This is a genomic window from Arcobacter defluvii (assembly GCF_013201725.1).
GTDB lineage: Bacteria > Campylobacterota > Campylobacteria > Campylobacterales > Arcobacteraceae > Aliarcobacter > Aliarcobacter defluvii.
Window position 1 is genome coordinate 2518597 of record NZ_CP053835.1, and the last position, 16154, is coordinate 2534750.

The window sequence follows — 16154 nt, forward strand, 5'->3', positions numbered from 1 at the left end:
TTAAGCCTTTATTTATTATTCTTACTTAAAAAGTCAAATAGCATATCACTTATGCCTAAAGAGCCACTTGAACTATCTGCAATAGACTGAATATACATACTTTTAATTATATCAGAACCTGCACCTTCTCCTGCTATATTTGTAGAACGCAATGAAATATCCATTATTTGATTTAAAAAAAATGATTCAAAATCATTACTAACTTTTCTAAGTTCTTCTGTATCTTTTATATCTTCAGGTTTAACATTATCAAGTTTTTTTGTTTGTAAAATATCTGTATTAATTAAATTGTTACTATTTATTTCCATTATTCCAACCTATCAAAGAAATTTTCTTCATTTAAAATATCTTGCTGATTATCTTGAGAATAAAATCTCATTTCAACTCTTCTATTATCAGCTGCAACATCACTTTTAGGATGATATGAACCAAATGCTGAAACCTTTAAAATTCCTGGGTCAATTTTATTTTTTATTAATTCTTTTACAACTGAGATTGATCTTAATGCTGAAATATCCCAAGCATCTCTTGGTATTTTATCACTAATTACTCTATTTGTATCTGTATGTCCAATAATTTCTATATTAAATGTCTGTGGCATAGTTCTTATAACTCTTGCTATTTTAGAAATAAAAATTTTTGCACTTTGATTTGTTAATTCATACTGACCATCTTCAAACATTATAGTAGATGGAATATCTAAAGTAAATTCATTTTTACCTTTTTCTATACTAATTTCTTGGCTCTCTATATTTTGATTTGAATTTAATTCTTGTACAATTTGAGAAACTTCTTGTGCTGTATTATCAAATGAACTCTCTGTAGAGGAGTCACTACTATCTTGTGAATCCGAACTACTATCTTTTGTAGAATATGCATCTGTTTGAGTTTCAACATCAGTTGAAGCATCAATGAAGCCCATTGCCTTTTTCATAATATCAAAATATTCTTCTACTTTCTTTTTATCCATTACTGCCATTGATAATAAAAGAATAAAAAAAGTAAGTAACAAAGACATTAAATCTCCAAATTGCACTAACCAACCGGGTAAACACTTTGGACATTCAGGACATTTATTTTTAGCCATCTTAATTCTTTATTCTACAACTTCAACTAAAATCGAATTTAATTGCATTTTTATATTACCGATTGATTCTTCCGCTGCAATCATTGTTGCTCCATGAATAATAACTTCGCAAGCTGTTACTTCAACATTATGTTTTTGAGAAAGTTTACTTTCAACTAAACCTGCAAAAAGAGTTCCTAATAATGCACCATACATTGTAGTAAGTAAAGCAACTGCCATTGCAGGACCAACAGATGCAGGATCAGATAAATTTGCAAGCATTGCAACTAATCCAACTAAAGTTCCGATCATTCCCATTGAACCAGCTGTTCCACCAATATTTCCAAAAATACTAATCATTGTTGAATGTCTTTTTTCAATATGCTCTAATTTTAACTCCATTAAAGGTTGTAAAACATCTGGCTTAGTTCCATCAACTAACAATTGGAAAGCTTCTCTAAAAAAAGGATTAGTCTCCTGCAAAACTTTTTGTTCAATTTGCATAACACCATGTTTTTTGATTTCTGTGGCATAAAAAATTATTTTTTCTACCAATTCGGGTAAAGGTTCCGATTTTACTTCATTCATTGCAACTTTAAATGCTGGCATAATTCTTTTTAAATCTTTTCCTTCAAATTGTCCTGCAGTAACAGCCATCGTACCACCAAATACTATTACAACAGAAGGAATATCAATATATGGACCAAAACCTACTCCACCTAAAATAATAGCAAGAGCAACAAGTGCCCAACCTGCGCCTAATCCTCCTACGGTACTCTTATCCATGAATTATAATCCTACTAATTGATTTAATCTTAAATCTTCATTTCCAATTTTTTTTATTTTTAATCCAAATTTTCCTTCAACTATCACTGCTTCGCCTTCACCTATTCTCACACCATTTACTAAAATTTCTAAAGGTTCATTAACCATCTGCTCAAGTTCAATAATTTCACCAACATCCCATCTTAATATATCTTTTAATAAAACTACTTTTGTTCCTAATCTAACGCTCAATTTCAATTTCACATTATATAAAAGTTCAAGATTTTTTGATGTATGTACTGAAGATGAAGAAGTTGTATTTACATTAGTTGGTATACTTACAGAAGGGATGATTTTATCTTTAACTTCAGTTTCATCTGAAGCTATTACTCCTGTAATTGAAGAAAAAAAGGGTAAAATTAATTCATCAAAACTAATAATTATTGGTAATTTTTCATTTCCTAATGAAATAATAAATTCATACGCATTCTTTTTTGAAGACAAACTTGAACCTTCGACTATAGAAGAACTTTTTATCTCCGATTTAATTGCTCCAATATCTGGAAGTCCTTGTGCATTTACAGAAGTACAAAAACTTCCACAAATATTTGAAATAATTTCATTTACTGCATCTGTAATTTCATCATCAATATGTTCCTTTAAATCTCCCATTCCACCTAACATTAAATATTCAAATTTAGTTGCACTAAGAGTTGGAATGTAAAAATTTACTTCAGAAGATACACCTTTAAGATCAAACCTTGCACTACACTCTACTAATTGTGTAGAATCAAAATTTTCACTTACCAATTTTGTAACAGCATCTATTTGTGAATTTTTAGATAATAACTGTTCTAGTGTATTTGAAAGTTCATCTTTAAATATATTTGATAAATCTGATGCCAATTAAATTACCTTATGCTTTATTATTTTGTTCTAATTCTTGTAAAATGTAAGCTTTTACTTTCATCATATCCTCTGTTGGATACTTATATTCAGCATCACCTCTTGTAACTTTTACAAAAAAATCTTTTGAATTTTTGTTATAGCCAAATTTTACATTATCTAAGATTACTTCATTTTTTTCAGAAGATGAAATATTACCTAAACTTTTTTTATATTCATCTTCTTGTATTACTTCTTTTTTTTCATCAACATTACTCACTTTTTGAGCTTTTTCAATGTTATTAATTTTTGAATTATCAATTTCAGCAACTCTTCCAATTTCCATAGTGTCCTCCTGAAAAATAACAAATATAGATTATTATAGCAGAAAAAAATTAAATTATTTAAGATTTTATGGATAAACTATAGAGATTCTAGATACTCATCAAAACCAACAAGTTTAAAATCAATTAAAGAATCCCAATAAGGTTGATTTAAAAATTGTTTTGCACTTGATATTTTTAGCTCTTGAATAAGCTGAATTGCAGTTAAAAAATCTGCATCTGGATCATTTAAGATTGCTTTGATTAAAGATATTTGAATAGAAGCATCATTATATCTTCCAGCTTCAAGTAAAGCTGCAACCATTAAATACATTGTATATTTATCTTCTAATTTATATTCACTTTGTAAATATTCTAAAGTTTTAATTGTTTCATCGGGTAAATTAAAATGTAAATCTCTTAATGCTTTTGTTCTAAGATAAGATGGTGTATTTTTACCTGTAATTTTTAAATCAGCTTTATAAAAAATCCCTAAAGCTTTTAAAATATCAATATAATAACGTGTAATAATAAGTGGACCTTCTAAAAAATTGTTATTCAATGTTAAAGGTATAGAATCTTGTAATCTTGCATAATATGCATAATCATTTTCATTATCTCTTCTTTGAACCAATCTAATTAAAAATGTAAGTGGATCTTTAATATATTCATCTAATAACATATGATTTAGCAGTGGTTTATTTTCATTCATTGTTTTTAAAAAATCTAATGCTTTATAAAAAATTGTATTTTGATAAGTCAAAGGTTGATCAGCTGATGTAAACTGAGGATTTAAAAAAAGTTTATAAATCTCTTTTCCAAAATAATTATACAATCCATTACTTGTTTTTATAGTTGTTTCAATGTATTCTTTATCTTTTATTTTTACATTTATTCTATTTGCTGTTATCAAAAACATTGTTGAATAAAGTTTATTTCCAGGATTTAATTTATAAGCTTTTTCAAAATATTTAAATGCATTATGAAAGTCATTTATTTGTGCACATGAAAGTGCTAGATTATAATAAATATATGATTTAGTATCTTTAGTTAACATTTTTTTCAATTCTGTAACTCTAATAATTGGATCTTCTTTTACAATTTTAAGAAATTTTGAATTGTAATCTACCATCTCTTCTAAATTTAATATATTTTCTTTTTGATTATAAATAAAACCTTTTACAGTATCATAAATTATTTCTTGAGAATCCGAAAATATAAAAGGAGCAAAGTAAAAAATAAAATCGATTTTTCTTGATTCATCAAATTTTAAAACAGAATCCAAATATTGTTTTGAAGTATATTTATTTTGATTAAAATATATTTCAAGAGGAAGCTCAAGATTTGCTTTAAAAGTGTTTCTTCTTTCATTTATTAAATCTAATGTTTCTTTTAGTTGATCCAATTTATTTGATTTCAAATCTGTAAAACTTAATATCCATAATATTTTATCTAATGTATTTGGATTTACATTTTGTTCTTTTGCTTTTCTAAGTAACAAAGCAGCTTTTTCATAATCTTTTAATTTTATATAAATAAGAGCTTTTTTCAAATCCATAGTATAATCCATAGAGTTTAAAACTTCCAAAGCATTTTCGTACTCTTTTAGAATAATATAAGTATCAGCTAACATTCTTTTTGTATGCTCAGAAAGATTTTTATATTTTTTAGAAACTTTTACAATAGTATCAAGATATTTATTGTCTTTTGAAATCTGATATAAATAAAAACAAGCAGACATATAAGAGAAAGTATTATTCTTTATATTTGAATCTTTTTCATAAATCTTATTTAAATATACAATTGCATTATCAATTGAACCCAATTTATAATAAGCAATTCCCATATTTAAATAAGATGGCACTTCAAGTACTGATGATGTTTTTTTAAAAAGTTCTATAGCTTCTTCGTATTCATTTTTACTTAAATGTAAAACAGCTTTATTAAAATCTATTTGTAATGCTAAATTTTCTTGAGATTTTTGAAGTTTTTCAAATTGAAAAATTATCTCGGGTTGAGATTCAATCAAATCATTTGCATAAGTAACAGATAATATAGAAATAAAAAAAAATACTTTATTTAAAATTTTCATACAAATTTATGCCTAAACCATTGCGTTAACTTGAGCATATAACTCTTCATTTCTTTTTTCTAAATCATCAACTCTACTTTTTAAATTCATATTTTCAAGTCTTAATTCTTGTAAATCATCTCTTGCAACTTGTAAATTTCCTTGATTTGTTTTTAACGTATTTGAGCTAATTTTTACTTGTTTTTCATATCTGTCTATTAGACTTTCTAATTTCGCCATATCTTCTTGTATAAGATTTTTTTCTTCATTAACTTTTTTATACAAAGATTTATAAACATTTGCACTAGAAAAGAAATAAAGTACTAATACTCCAAGTACTGCTATTAATAAAAAATTTTCCAAATTTACCCTACTAAAAATAAATAGAGTAAAAAATTACTCTATTTATGAAATTATCTTTTTAAATTGATTAAAGTATTTAATAACTCATCAGATGTTGTTATTGATTTTGCATTTGCCTCAAATGCTCTTTGAAATACCATCAAATTTACTAAGCTTTCACTTAAATCTGCTTTACTTAATTCTAATGTTTTTCCTCTTACTTCTGCCATCTTATTATTATTTAAATTATACTCTGGATCCCCTGATTCATTTGTTTTTGCTAATAGGTTATTCCCTACTGATTCTAATCCTTGATTATTATTAAATCTTGCTATTGCAATTTGTCCTATTGCAAACTCTACACCATCTTGTTTCATTGTTATTAATCCTGTACTATCTACAGAAAATGAACCAAATGCTGAATCAGTTAATCCCAATGTGTCAAGTCTTAATTGTAAACTTCCCTTTGATGCTGTCTGGTCTACTTTATTTATAATTTCTATAAACTCTGCTCCAGCTCCTTCTCTTCCAGAATAATTTGCATTTACATCTATTGGTGTTAAAGTACCTGCATTATCATATTTCATTATACTTGTAAATTCAACATCATAATTAGAATCAAGCGTTTGTATTACTAAATTTCCATTTACATTTCTTGCTTCTACATATTTTGATAAATTTGGATCAGAATTTATTCCAGTAATAATATCATCAATAGTAGCTACACCTGTAAAGTTTATTGGAAGAGATTGAGGAGGAGTTGCACCATCATTAGGAATAGGTATATTTTGCCCTATTTCTTTATCATAAATAGTTATTCCATATGTAAAATCTGTTGCTGTTCCTATTTTCAAATCTTGAGGAGTATAAACATCTTGTTGTTTTCCTGTTATCAATCTTGATAATGCATCTTTTGATGTTTCTAATCCTGCTATACCTGAACCTTTTTTTGCTAATCCTGTTGATTGAAAATTACCTTGTATAGTTGTCTCTCCTGATTGTTCTCCTATTTCTGTTATTTTAAATTCTTCTCCAGGTATCAACGATTTTATTTGAATTATCCCTTTTAACATATCTGCTAAATTTGTAGAATCAGTATATGTCTCTGTCGTATTAAACACATCAGCATGTCCAGAATCTATTGCCATTGTTGCTACTAATCCTGGCTCTTTATTCGAAATTTCATCTGCTAATGCTTTATATGTTGCTATTTTCCCTGCTGCTTTATCATATGCTGCTATTGCTGCTTCATATGCTGGTGTTGTTGGAGATGGTGCAGGAATTAATGTTGTGGGATCAGTTAATCCTTCTGCTGTTCTATCTGCTGCACTCATTGAATTCCATAAATCTTCTCTAAATGCTTGTGTTGAATTTGTTTGTATAAAATTTTGTGACCATTTATTACCATTTATTACTACATATACTTGGTCACTCTCTTTTCCAATTATAGAATCTGTTCCTGATTTAAAGTTTACCTGTGAAACTTGTGCTGTAGATGCAGAAGAAAAAGCATCTGGTTCTTCTTTTAATTTTTGTAACCAACTTGTATAATCTTTTATTGCTGCTTCAATATCTGATAATTTTGATGATTTTGTTTTTGCTCCATCTCCACTAAATACTGTTGTTGAGTCTGATTTTGCTGTCAAATCATAATCTGTTGATTTTGCAGTTATTGTCTCTATATACGTTCCATGTCTTATGATTTTTGTTCCCAATAATTTTGTATAATCATTTGTGAATAAACTAACATTTGGATTTGTGCTTGTTACATCATTTTGGCTATCTATTGGACTCATCATCCAACCTTGTACTTCATATCCACCAGAATCTTGTAAGGTTCCATTATCCCCCATTCTAAAGTTTCCTGCTCTTGTGTAGAAGGTTTCTGCTGTTCCTAGCGTATTTTTATTTATTACTGTAAAAAATCCATCACCTTCTAACATCATATCATAGTCTACGCCTGTTGTTTTTGTCCCACCTTGCACATACAATTTTTCTGCATCTAGTACGATTGATCCCTTACCTATCTTATTTTGATACATTTGATCTGCAAATGATATTCTTGAGGCTTTATATCCTATTGTATTTACATTTGCTATGTTATTTGCTTCATTATCTAGTGCTTGTTGGTGTGACGATAATCCTGAGATTCCTGTCCATAATGCGCCTATCATATCTTATCCTTTTTTAAGGTTTAATGAACTTATGTTCATATATTAATACTAGTAATAGTACTAATATAAAAACACTACTTTATCATATCAATAGCAGTTTTTATAAAATCATCAGAAGTTGTTATTGATTTAGAATTAGCTTCAAATGCTTTTTGATAGATTAACAAAGTACTTAATGTATTACCAAAATTAACATTTGCATTTTCTAAAGAATTAGGTATAACTTTATTTAAATCATTTGCATTAAAAGCAACTCCTGATTCTTTTGTCACACTATAATTATTACCGCCAGCAGCACTAAGTCCTTGAACATTTTTGAAACCAGCTGTATCTATTTTCCCTACTAAAAAATCATTATTATTATTCGATACATAGACAAATCCGTCATCAGAAATTGAAATATCTCCTTTTACATCTTGAACTAATCCTAATGCATTTAATCTAAGATTAATTTCATTACTACCTATTACAGAATTATCTCCATAAGCTAAAATATTAGAAATTTCTAAAAATTTTGCTCCTGCATTTTCAATTGCCGTTTTTAATGCATTTCTTGAACTTTCAACCATTGATAATCCAGATCCTAAAATTGCATTTTGAACTTTTGTTACATTGACAAATTCATTATTAACTGTTGCATCTACTAAATTAAATTCTTTACCTGGAACTATTCCTTGTATATTTAAAACTCCTGAATTAAAATCAACATTTGAAGTTAATCCCTGTATATTAGATATTTTATCTGATAACTTTTTTAATGTTGTTTCAATATCAGTATCAAAATTTTGTCTTATTAGACTATTATTTATTGTTACAGATAAATAATCATTTTCATCTACTAATTGAGTTAATTGTGAAGAAAAATTTACTTGTGAAGATTGTGTAGTTGAAGATAAAGACTGAGCATCTGGATTAGATTGAAAAAGTTTTAATTTTTCTACATAATCACTTATCATCATTTCAACATCATTTATTTTTGAACTTGCTGTTTTATAATTATTACCATTTTCAGTATCATCAACTGCTGAAGTATAATAATCTGTTGCACGAGCATTTATATTATAAACTGTTTTATTTGAATTAACATCAATTGATGCTAAATTTTTTGAAAATTCATTAGAAAATATATTATCAGCTACATCAGAAGAAATTACTGTTCTATTTTGTGGAGTTAATCCTAAAACTTTCATATGATCTTGAGTTTCAAGTAAACCATCTTCCGCTTGTTGGAAATCTCCAGCTCTTGTATAAAAGATATCTCCATTTGTTCTTTGCGAAACTACAAAAAAACCATCTCCTTCTATAGCAACATCTAAGTTAACATTAGTTGGTTTAATATTCCCTTGTGTAAATTGCTTATCAATACTTTGAGTTCCAACACCTTTTCCATATCCTGATTTATATAACATATCTTCAAATGTTATATTGTCTAATTTATGACCTACAGTATTAACATTAGATACATTATTTGATTCAACAGATATTGCTTTGTCATAAGTTGAAATACCTGACATACCATTCCATAATGCACCTATCATTTAAAATCCTTAAAATATTTTTGTTATTGATGAAAAAGGTAAACTTGTTAATTCATCCGAATAAACTGCTGTAGAAACTCCAGCTAATGCATAGTTATGTTCAGCTATTATTTCATTATTTTCATCAAGTAGTGTTAATTTTCCATCACTAACTAAAGGTGTTCCGGGAGCAGTTAAAACTATTTTATTCCCTGTTTTTGCTCCATTTTCATCTAATATTTCACCATTTATATTATAATTTACTACTTCATTTTTTGAAGAATCAGCTGGATCTTGTAAAATAACTTTATCTTCTAGATATAAAATTTGTTGAGCTTTTACTTGTATTTCCCCATCTACATTTTCAATTGATCTTACAGTATATGCTTTAGTTACACCGTCTTCTCCGATATTGCCATCTTCTATATTTTTACCTATAATTCCTGTAGCATTTGATAATGCAGTTTGAGAATATGCAGTTTGCATCTCTTGCATTGCTTTTATCATTTCTTGATTCGTATTCAATGTTGACATTTGCATTTGAGTAGATAACATCTGTGATGAATCCATAGGTTTTGTAGGATCTTGTAATTTTAATTCTTGTATCATTAATTTTAAAAAATCATTACTTGTCAACTGATCATTACTAACTGAAGTTGTATAAGAATTACCATCAACTCCAACTGCCGAACTAACTGAAACTTCTGCCATTTTATTCTCCTATATCATATGTTCTTCAAAGAAATATCTAACAACATTATCTGAATCCATAGAATCTTGAACTCTAACAGCTAATTTATCATCAATTACTATTATATCACCTGTACCTATGATTCTTGAATTTACATATATTTCTCCACCAGAACCTGCTGGTTTATGCAAAGAAATTATATCTCCATCAGTCAATTTAAGAAATTCTGAAATAGTTATATTCGTATTGCCTAACATCACATCGACAACTATCTCAGTATCTACTAATAAATCATAATCTCTTTCACTAATTTCCATTTAAATACTTTACCAAATTATTTTACTAAATTATATCATAAAGTTGTACTATTTTTATTAATCAAACAATTTTAATTATATAACTAAATCTAAGGACTCTAACATTGAAGCGACTTTTGATTCAATATTCCCATCAAAATTTCCTAAATCACTTGCAATTACTACTCCACCTGCTATAACATTTGGATCTTGATGTAGCTCAATAAAAGGTTCTAAATTTAATTGTGATTTTAATATTTCATAATCTTTTGGGTTTAGATGTATTTGTACTTTTGATGCAGTTTTTATTTTATCAAGTAAATGATTTATTGTTTGTTTTGCAATTTTTGCTGAATTTTCTCCAACTTCTATGTTTATAATTTTTTGTGCAATAGAAATAGAAGTTTTCAATAATTTAGTTTCCATTTGAAAAGTTGCTTGTTCGAAAAATGCAGCATAATTTTTTAGATCTTTTATTGCTTGAACAACTTGTGCATCAATATCTTTGCCCTTAATTCCATCATTTTCTATATTTGTAACTTTTGCTGATATTTCATTTAATTTTGCACTTAAATTTCTAACTTCAATTAATAAAGGATCCACTTTACCATTTATTTCTCTATCATCCAAAATTGCATTAGAATTACCTACTGTATTAGTTTCAATATTATTGTTAATAAAATTTCCCAATTCATATTTTTGAACATCATCATTTTTACTTATTATTCTTGCACTTGAGTATACATTATCAGCCATTAGTTATTCTCTCTATCAATTAATCCGTCTTCAATCATTTTTTGAGCAACATCTAACATTTTTCTTTGTGCGGCTTCAATATCTTTGATTTTAACTTTATTTGACATTTCAAACTCTTCTTTAAATCTATCTCTAGCCCGTTGAGACATAGAATTTGTAACTTTTTCCATTTCATCTTCAGTTGCATTCTTCATTGCAATTACAACATCTGCTGTTTCTACATTTTGTAAAATTTTCATAATATATTCTGTATCTAAATTTAATAAGTCTTCAAATACAAACATGTTTTCTTTAATTTTTGTTGCAAGTGAAGTATCTATACCATTTATATTTTTAAGTATATCCTGAGCTTTTGGTCCCAATTTATTTAACATATCAGCCACAACTTTTACTCCACCTACATCAATAATTGATGATAATAAAGATTCAAGTTTTTTCTCTAAGACTAAAGAAATTGTTCTTACAACATCAGGAGATACATCTTTTATAGTTGCAATCTGGATAGTTACTTTTACTCTTATTTCTTCATCAAGTTGCATTAGAACTTCAGCTGATTTTGAAGGTTCCATATGTGATAAAATTACTGCTATTGTATGAGGAGATTCATCTTTAATGAAATCACTTAATTGTTTTGGATTTATACCATCAAGATATGAAAATGCTTGTGAAGCTAGCTTCATTCTTGAAAGTTTTGCTAAAACTTCATCTGCTTCAGCTTTCCCTAAAGATTTATATAAAATATCTCTTGCAAAATCATAACCACCTGAACTTATAAAACTTTTAGTTCTTGCATATAAATGAAATTCCTCTAATATTGCTAAAGAAATATCTTTATTTATTGATGATATTTGAGTAATTGATGTAGAAATATTTTCTACCATTTCTTTTGGTAAATGTTGAAAAATTTTAACAGTTGAATCTTCACCAATTAAGACAAAGAATCTTGCAACTTTTTCTATCATAGACATTCCTCTTAGAATATCATTTTCTTTTGTCTCTGCCATTCTTTAGCCTTTATTTAAAATTACTATTACCCTCATTCAACAATAACTCAATCATTCTTGCAACTTCTGCAGGATTATTATTTATCTCTTTATCTAATTCTTCAATAAATACTTCATATCTTGCAGCTGATTCTTCATCTAAACCTTCAATATTATTTAATATTTGGCTTTTTACTTTTGATTTTAATCGTCCTTGTGCAGTACTTGAATCAAATTCATTTTCATAATCAGTTAACATATCTTTAACTAAATTTTCATCATCACCATCAACTTTTTGTCTTGTTCCATCACCTAAAATTACAATATCATTTGAAGCAATAAATTTCTTATAAAATATAAATAATAATATTGCAGCAATTAAATATTGTATATATTCACTAAAATCTTTCAGAATAGACTTTATCATAGAAATTGTATCTACTGATTCATTATCAATTACCACTGCATTACCATTTGCATCTACTGTTTGAGCAACTTGATCCAATGGTTTAACACCAATAAATTTAAAGTTTTTAACAGTAATTTTGTCTCCTCTTACTTTATCATAACCTATCGTATCTTGAACAACAGATTCTAAAGAAGTTATAAATTCATCTTTATTTGGAATATCTTTTAAAACTGATGAATCAAATGTAACAGCTGCAGTTATTCTTTTTATATTTGTATAGTTATTATCTTTTTGACTAATAACTTTTTTAGAGATTTCATAATTAGTAACAGTATTTGTTCCTTCGTTATTTGAAGCTATATTTGTGTTACCAGTACCAGTTGTAGGTGTTTGAATATTATTATCTACACCTGCAACACCTCCAGTATTTGATGGCATTCCTTGAGAATTAGATGTATTTTCTATCACTTGTTGTGAACGAATACTTCCCTCTGGATTATATATCTCTTCTTCAACATCTTTTTTTACAAAATCTAAGGATACAGTAACTTTAGCTACAACTCTACCAACTCCTACAAATGGTTCTAAAAGAGCAACTATTTTCTTTGCATAATCTTCTTCTAAATTCTCTTTGTATTTATTTTGTGTAGTAGATTTTTGATTATTTATATCATCAGCTGACATTTCAAGTAAACTTCCATCTTGATCAATTAATTGAATATTTTCATGTTTCAAATCTGGAACAGCTGATGCAATGAAATTTTTAATTCCATCTATTTGCTTTTGAGTTAAAAAAACGCCAGGTTTTAATGATAACATAGCTGAAGCTGTCGTGTCACCTTTTTTTTCAGTAAAAATTGTATCTTTTGGAATAGCTATTTTTACACTAGCTCGTAAAACACCTGTTAACGATTCTAAAGAACGAGACAATTCACCTTCAAGTGCTCTTAGATACTTTACTTTATTCTCAAAATTTGTTGTACCTAAAGATGATTTTTCAAATATTTCCCAACCAACATGTTTACTTGTTGCCGCTTCACTTGTAACTAATTTAATTTTTGCAATATTTATAAACTCTTTTGAAGTTTTTAACGTTAGATTATTTCCTGATCCAACAACAGCAAATTGAATTCCTGAAGCTTCAAGTTCATCGCTAGCAAGCATAACCTGCGATTTTGTTAAGTTTGATGCAATCGTGTAATTTAATTTCTTATCTTCTGCTTTTACACTAGAATAAATTAATAATCCAACCAATAAAATAAATAATAGAGAAAACCCTCCTATTATTACAGCTCTTTGTGCTGCATTTAAATTATTTATAAACTTTAAAAGTTGATCCATTAAATACTTATCCTAATTAATTTTTTGCAGAAGATTCAACCACTGATCTAAATAATCTTGAATCTCTTTTTATTGATGATTGAATTGCATCGAATATAATTTTATTTTTGGCTTGTTCACTCATTTGGCTATCTAAATTTACATTATTTCCATCATTTTGTTCTTCTAATCCCTGAACATTTACCAATTTAGGATTTGTATTATTTGATAAAGGATCTACTGTTGACAAATGTTTTGAGTTTGTTTGTTTTAACTGTAAACTATTATTAAATAAAGCATTATTTAATTCATCTTGAAATACTAAATCTTTAGTTTTATAATTTGGAGTATTTATATTAGCAATATTACTTGAAATAACTTTCTGTCTTTCTCCTCTAAAATTTAACTGATTAAAAAGTGTGCTAGATATACTACTTGCTTCCATTATTTAGTATTGCTCCCAATTTTTTCTATTAAGCCTGCATTTAATTCATCAATTGATTTTATTGCTTTTTGAGATTGTTCAAATCTTCTATGTGCATCAATTAATTCTACCATTGCACTAACTGAATTTACATTTGATTGTTCTATTGCACCTTGAACAACCATATTATCATTATTTTCAAAGACTTCCATATCATTTTGATCTTTTATCTTATAAGTATTATCTCCTAATTTTTCTAAATTAGTATATGGGATTTTTACAACTCCAACTTGTGATTCAAAGCCATTTTCAATAACAATAGGTTCATTATCTGCATTTAACACATTATTTCCATTTGAATCAACTAAAAAGTTATCCAAATTCTTAAATGCACCATCTCTTGTATAAACTATATCTCCATTTGAATTTTGAATTTTGAAAAATGTATCAGATGCATTTAAAGCAAAATCTAAAGTATTCCCAGTCATAACAATAGGCCCCATTTCTGAATTAATATATTTTGAATCAATTTTAGGAATGTTATTTGTTACTTCATTTATTTTAGTAGGTGCTTTATTTTCAGCTTGCATTCTTTCTAAATAATAATTAAAAGTTGTCTCTGTTGTACCTTCTTGTTTAAATCCATAAGTATTTACATTTGCTAAATTATTACTAATTTGATCTAAACGATTAATTTGATTAATCATCGATGCAGCAAGAGGATAAACACCTTGATTCATACTATATTCTCCCTTTTATTATTTATTGTTTGAAAATTCAGCTATCAATTTATCTAAATCATCACCTATTAAATCATCTGTGTCATCTCCATGAATATGTTTGGCAACAGCAATATCCTTAGAGTTACCATCATCTTCAAATAAATTGTTTAGATATAAAGATAATTTTCTAATAACAGACATTACTCTTTCGATTTTTTGTCTATTTATATCATTAAATTGCATTAATTCCATTGCTTGAAAAATTTTATTATCTTCTTCATTTAATAAATTTTTTAAGTTAACTAATGAACTGTTCATTATATTTGCATTATGTAAATACCCATCAAAAACTTTTATGTTTGGAAATTTATTATTTAAAGAAGTTAATAAATTTATTTGAGAATTTATAAAATTTTCATATTCTTTAAAACTTTTTCTAATTTCATTATTGTTATCTAAAGTTAAACTTAAAACATCAAATATCTGAGAAACTTTTTCTTCAGAATCATTAGCAACTTGGGTAAGCTGATTAACAACTTTTGTATCTTTCTCAGCAGGCAAAGGAAAAACTCCTTCATTTATTTTTGTTGAAGTCCAATCTTTCACAATATCATCTTCTGATCTTTCAATTTTTTTTGTTTCTAAAGGTTCAGTTTTTACTTCATCTTCAATAGGTAATATCTCTTCAACTGCTTCTTCTTTCGAAGGGCTTGATTCAATATCATTTAGTAAATCTTCTAACTCACTATTTTTTATAAAACTATCAATTTCATTTTCATTAGTATTATTTTCATCAATTTTTGAAACAGATATTTCTTCTTCTGTATTTATATCTTCTTTTAAATCTTCCGTTTGAGATAATAATTCTTCAATTTCTTTAGTATTCACTTTTGCTGTTTCAGTTACATCTTCAGATTCACTATTATCATCTGCAATGTCCAAACCATTCATTAAAGCTTCTATCTCTTCTTGACTCATACTCATGATAAGACCTTATATTATTTTTTCAATACTCCATCAAGTTTTTCTTTCAAAACTTCTGCATTAAATGGCTTAACGATATAATTATTAACTCCTGCTTTTAAAGCAGCAATAACCTCACCTTTTCCACCTTCTGTTGTAATCATTATTATTGGCGTTTTCTGATGTGTTCCCTCAGATCTAACTTTTTTTACTAATTCTAAACCGTTCATATTTGGCATATTCCAGTCTGTTAGTATAACATCATAATGAGCTTCACTAAGTAATTTCCAAGCTTTTAATCCATCTTCAGCTTCTTCGAAATTTTCTCTAGCGAATCCTAATTGCATAACTACATTTCCAATGATTCTTCTCATTGTAGAGCTATCATCAACTATTAGAATCTTCATCAACTATCCCTTATAATTAAATAAATCTTTTCAGTAAATA

The 16154-nt window shown here is 27.2% G+C and carries 18 protein-coding genes; all 18 read right to left on the minus strand.

Going from position 1 to position 16154, the window contains the following annotated elements:
- Positions 1-8: 8 nt before the first annotated feature.
- The 18 genes from ADFLV_RS12545 to ADFLV_RS12630 all read right to left on the minus strand — a co-directional run bounded on the left by ADFLV_RS12545 (position 9) and on the right by ADFLV_RS12630 (position 16114).
- Entirely contained in the window at positions 9-308 is a 300-nt protein-coding gene (locus ADFLV_RS12545) for a rod-binding protein (RefSeq protein WP_129011666.1), read from the minus strand.
- Entirely contained in the window at positions 308-1087 is a 780-nt protein-coding gene (locus ADFLV_RS12550; RefSeq protein WP_014475090.1) for an OmpA/MotB family protein, read from the minus strand. Before ADFLV_RS12550 ends, ADFLV_RS12545 begins: the two co-directional genes overlap by 1 nt.
- A gap of 9 nt (positions 1088-1096) precedes the next feature.
- On the minus strand, positions 1097-1852 hold the full coding sequence (locus ADFLV_RS12555) for a motility protein A (RefSeq protein ID WP_014475091.1): 756 nt from the start codon (positions 1850-1852) through the stop codon (positions 1097-1099).
- Between the two features lie 3 nt (positions 1853-1855).
- The gene (locus tag ADFLV_RS12560; protein WP_014475092.1) at positions 1856-2737 is read right to left on the minus strand and encodes a FliM/FliN family flagellar motor switch protein; all 882 of its coding nucleotides are present in this window, start codon (positions 2735-2737) and stop codon (positions 1856-1858) included.
- 10 nt (positions 2738-2747) lie between these two features.
- Positions 2748-3062: a hypothetical protein gene (locus ADFLV_RS12565; protein ID WP_014475093.1), complete on the minus strand. Its 315-nt coding sequence runs from the start codon at positions 3060-3062 to the stop codon at positions 2748-2750.
- Between the two features lie 77 nt (positions 3063-3139).
- A complete protein-coding gene (locus ADFLV_RS12570; RefSeq protein ID WP_129011665.1) occupies positions 3140-5131 on the minus strand; it encodes a tetratricopeptide repeat protein in 1992 nt (663 codons plus the stop codon).
- Positions 5132-5143: 12 nt separating this feature from the next.
- A complete protein-coding gene (locus ADFLV_RS12575; protein WP_014475095.1) occupies positions 5144-5473 on the minus strand; it encodes a hypothetical protein in 330 nt (109 codons plus the stop codon).
- Positions 5474-5523: 50 nt separating this feature from the next.
- The gene (locus tag ADFLV_RS12580; RefSeq protein WP_129011664.1) at positions 5524-7626 is read right to left on the minus strand and encodes a flagellar hook-basal body complex protein; all 2103 of its coding nucleotides are present in this window, start codon (positions 7624-7626) and stop codon (positions 5524-5526) included.
- Positions 7627-7700: 74 nt separating this feature from the next.
- Positions 7701-9164: a flagellar hook-basal body complex protein gene (locus ADFLV_RS12585; RefSeq protein WP_129011663.1), complete on the minus strand. Its 1464-nt coding sequence runs from the start codon at positions 9162-9164 to the stop codon at positions 7701-7703.
- Positions 9165-9173: 9 nt separating this feature from the next.
- Positions 9174-9854: a flagellar hook assembly protein FlgD gene (locus ADFLV_RS12590; protein WP_129011662.1), complete on the minus strand. Its 681-nt coding sequence runs from the start codon at positions 9852-9854 to the stop codon at positions 9174-9176.
- 9 nt (positions 9855-9863) lie between these two features.
- Positions 9864-10151 carry a FliM/FliN family flagellar motor switch protein gene (locus ADFLV_RS12595; RefSeq protein ID WP_014475099.1) on the minus strand — a complete coding sequence of 96 codons (288 nt, stop codon included), beginning with the start codon at positions 10149-10151 and terminating at the stop codon, positions 9864-9866.
- Positions 10152-10226: 75 nt separating this feature from the next.
- On the minus strand, positions 10227-10886 hold the full coding sequence (locus ADFLV_RS12600; protein WP_014475100.1) for a FliH/SctL family protein: 660 nt from the start codon (positions 10884-10886) through the stop codon (positions 10227-10229).
- On the minus strand, positions 10886-11890 hold the full coding sequence (fliG, locus tag ADFLV_RS12605; RefSeq protein WP_014475101.1) for a flagellar motor switch protein FliG: 1005 nt from the start codon (positions 11888-11890) through the stop codon (positions 10886-10888). Before fliG ends, ADFLV_RS12600 begins: the two co-directional genes overlap by 1 nt.
- Before the next feature lie 10 nt (positions 11891-11900).
- Positions 11901-13619 carry a flagellar basal-body MS-ring/collar protein FliF gene (gene fliF, locus ADFLV_RS12610; protein WP_129011661.1) on the minus strand — a complete coding sequence of 573 codons (1719 nt, stop codon included), beginning with the start codon at positions 13617-13619 and terminating at the stop codon, positions 11901-11903.
- Between the two features lie 16 nt (positions 13620-13635).
- Positions 13636-14043, minus strand: a complete 408-nt coding sequence (gene flgB / locus ADFLV_RS12615; RefSeq protein ID WP_014475103.1) for a flagellar basal body rod protein FlgB — start codon at positions 14041-14043, stop codon at positions 13636-13638.
- A complete protein-coding gene (locus ADFLV_RS12620; RefSeq protein ID WP_014475104.1) occupies positions 14043-14762 on the minus strand; it encodes a flagellar hook-basal body protein in 720 nt (239 codons plus the stop codon). Before ADFLV_RS12620 ends, flgB begins: the two co-directional genes overlap by 1 nt.
- A gap of 18 nt (positions 14763-14780) precedes the next feature.
- Positions 14781-15728, minus strand: a complete 948-nt coding sequence (locus ADFLV_RS12625; RefSeq protein WP_129011660.1) for a hypothetical protein — start codon at positions 15726-15728, stop codon at positions 14781-14783.
- A gap of 14 nt (positions 15729-15742) precedes the next feature.
- Positions 15743-16114 carry a response regulator gene (locus ADFLV_RS12630; protein WP_014475106.1) on the minus strand — a complete coding sequence of 124 codons (372 nt, stop codon included), beginning with the start codon at positions 16112-16114 and terminating at the stop codon, positions 15743-15745.
- Positions 16115-16154: the final 40 nt, after the last annotated feature.

What these genes read in the sequence shown, in the direction of transcription:
- ADFLV_RS12545 (WP_129011666.1), bottom strand. Translation starts at nt 308, where the DNA reads ATGGAAATAAATAGTAACAATTTAATTAATACAGATATTTTACAAACA.
- ADFLV_RS12550 (WP_014475090.1), bottom strand. Translation starts at nt 1,087, where the DNA reads ATGGCTAAAAATAAATGTCCTGAATGTCCAAAGTGTTTACCCGGTTGG.
- ADFLV_RS12555 (WP_014475091.1), bottom strand. Translation starts at nt 1,852, where the DNA reads ATGGATAAGAGTACCGTAGGAGGATTAGGCGCAGGTTGGGCACTTGTT.
- ADFLV_RS12565 (WP_014475093.1), bottom strand. Translation starts at nt 3,062, where the DNA reads ATGGAAATTGGAAGAGTTGCTGAAATTGATAATTCAAAAATTAATAAC.
- ADFLV_RS12570 (WP_129011665.1), bottom strand. Translation starts at nt 5,131, where the DNA reads ATGAAAATTTTAAATAAAGTATTTTTTTTTATTTCTATATTATCTGTT.
- ADFLV_RS12580 (WP_129011664.1), bottom strand. Translation starts at nt 7,626, where the DNA reads ATGATAGGCGCATTATGGACAGGAATCTCAGGATTATCGTCACACCAA.
- ADFLV_RS12585 (WP_129011663.1), bottom strand. Translation starts at nt 9,164, where the DNA reads ATGATAGGTGCATTATGGAATGGTATGTCAGGTATTTCAACTTATGAC.
- ADFLV_RS12590 (WP_129011662.1), bottom strand. Translation starts at nt 9,854, where the DNA reads ATGGCAGAAGTTTCAGTTAGTTCGGCAGTTGGAGTTGATGGTAATTCT.
- ADFLV_RS12595 (WP_014475099.1), bottom strand. Translation starts at nt 10,151, where the DNA reads ATGGAAATTAGTGAAAGAGATTATGATTTATTAGTAGATACTGAGATA.
- ADFLV_RS12600 (WP_014475100.1), bottom strand. Translation starts at nt 10,886, where the DNA reads ATGGCTGATAATGTATACTCAAGTGCAAGAATAATAAGTAAAAATGAT.
- fliG (WP_014475101.1), bottom strand. Translation starts at nt 11,890, where the DNA reads ATGGCAGAGACAAAAGAAAATGATATTCTAAGAGGAATGTCTATGATA.
- fliF (WP_129011661.1), bottom strand. Translation starts at nt 13,619, where the DNA reads ATGGATCAACTTTTAAAGTTTATAAATAATTTAAATGCAGCACAAAGA.
- flgB (WP_014475103.1), bottom strand. Translation starts at nt 14,043, where the DNA reads ATGGAAGCAAGTAGTATATCTAGCACACTTTTTAATCAGTTAAATTTT.
- ADFLV_RS12620 (WP_014475104.1), bottom strand. Translation starts at nt 14,762, where the DNA reads ATGAATCAAGGTGTTTATCCTCTTGCTGCATCGATGATTAATCAAATT.
- ADFLV_RS12625 (WP_129011660.1), bottom strand. Translation starts at nt 15,728, where the DNA reads ATGAGTATGAGTCAAGAAGAGATAGAAGCTTTAATGAATGGTTTGGAC.
- ADFLV_RS12630 (WP_014475106.1), bottom strand. Translation starts at nt 16,114, where the DNA reads ATGAAGATTCTAATAGTTGATGATAGCTCTACAATGAGAAGAATCATT.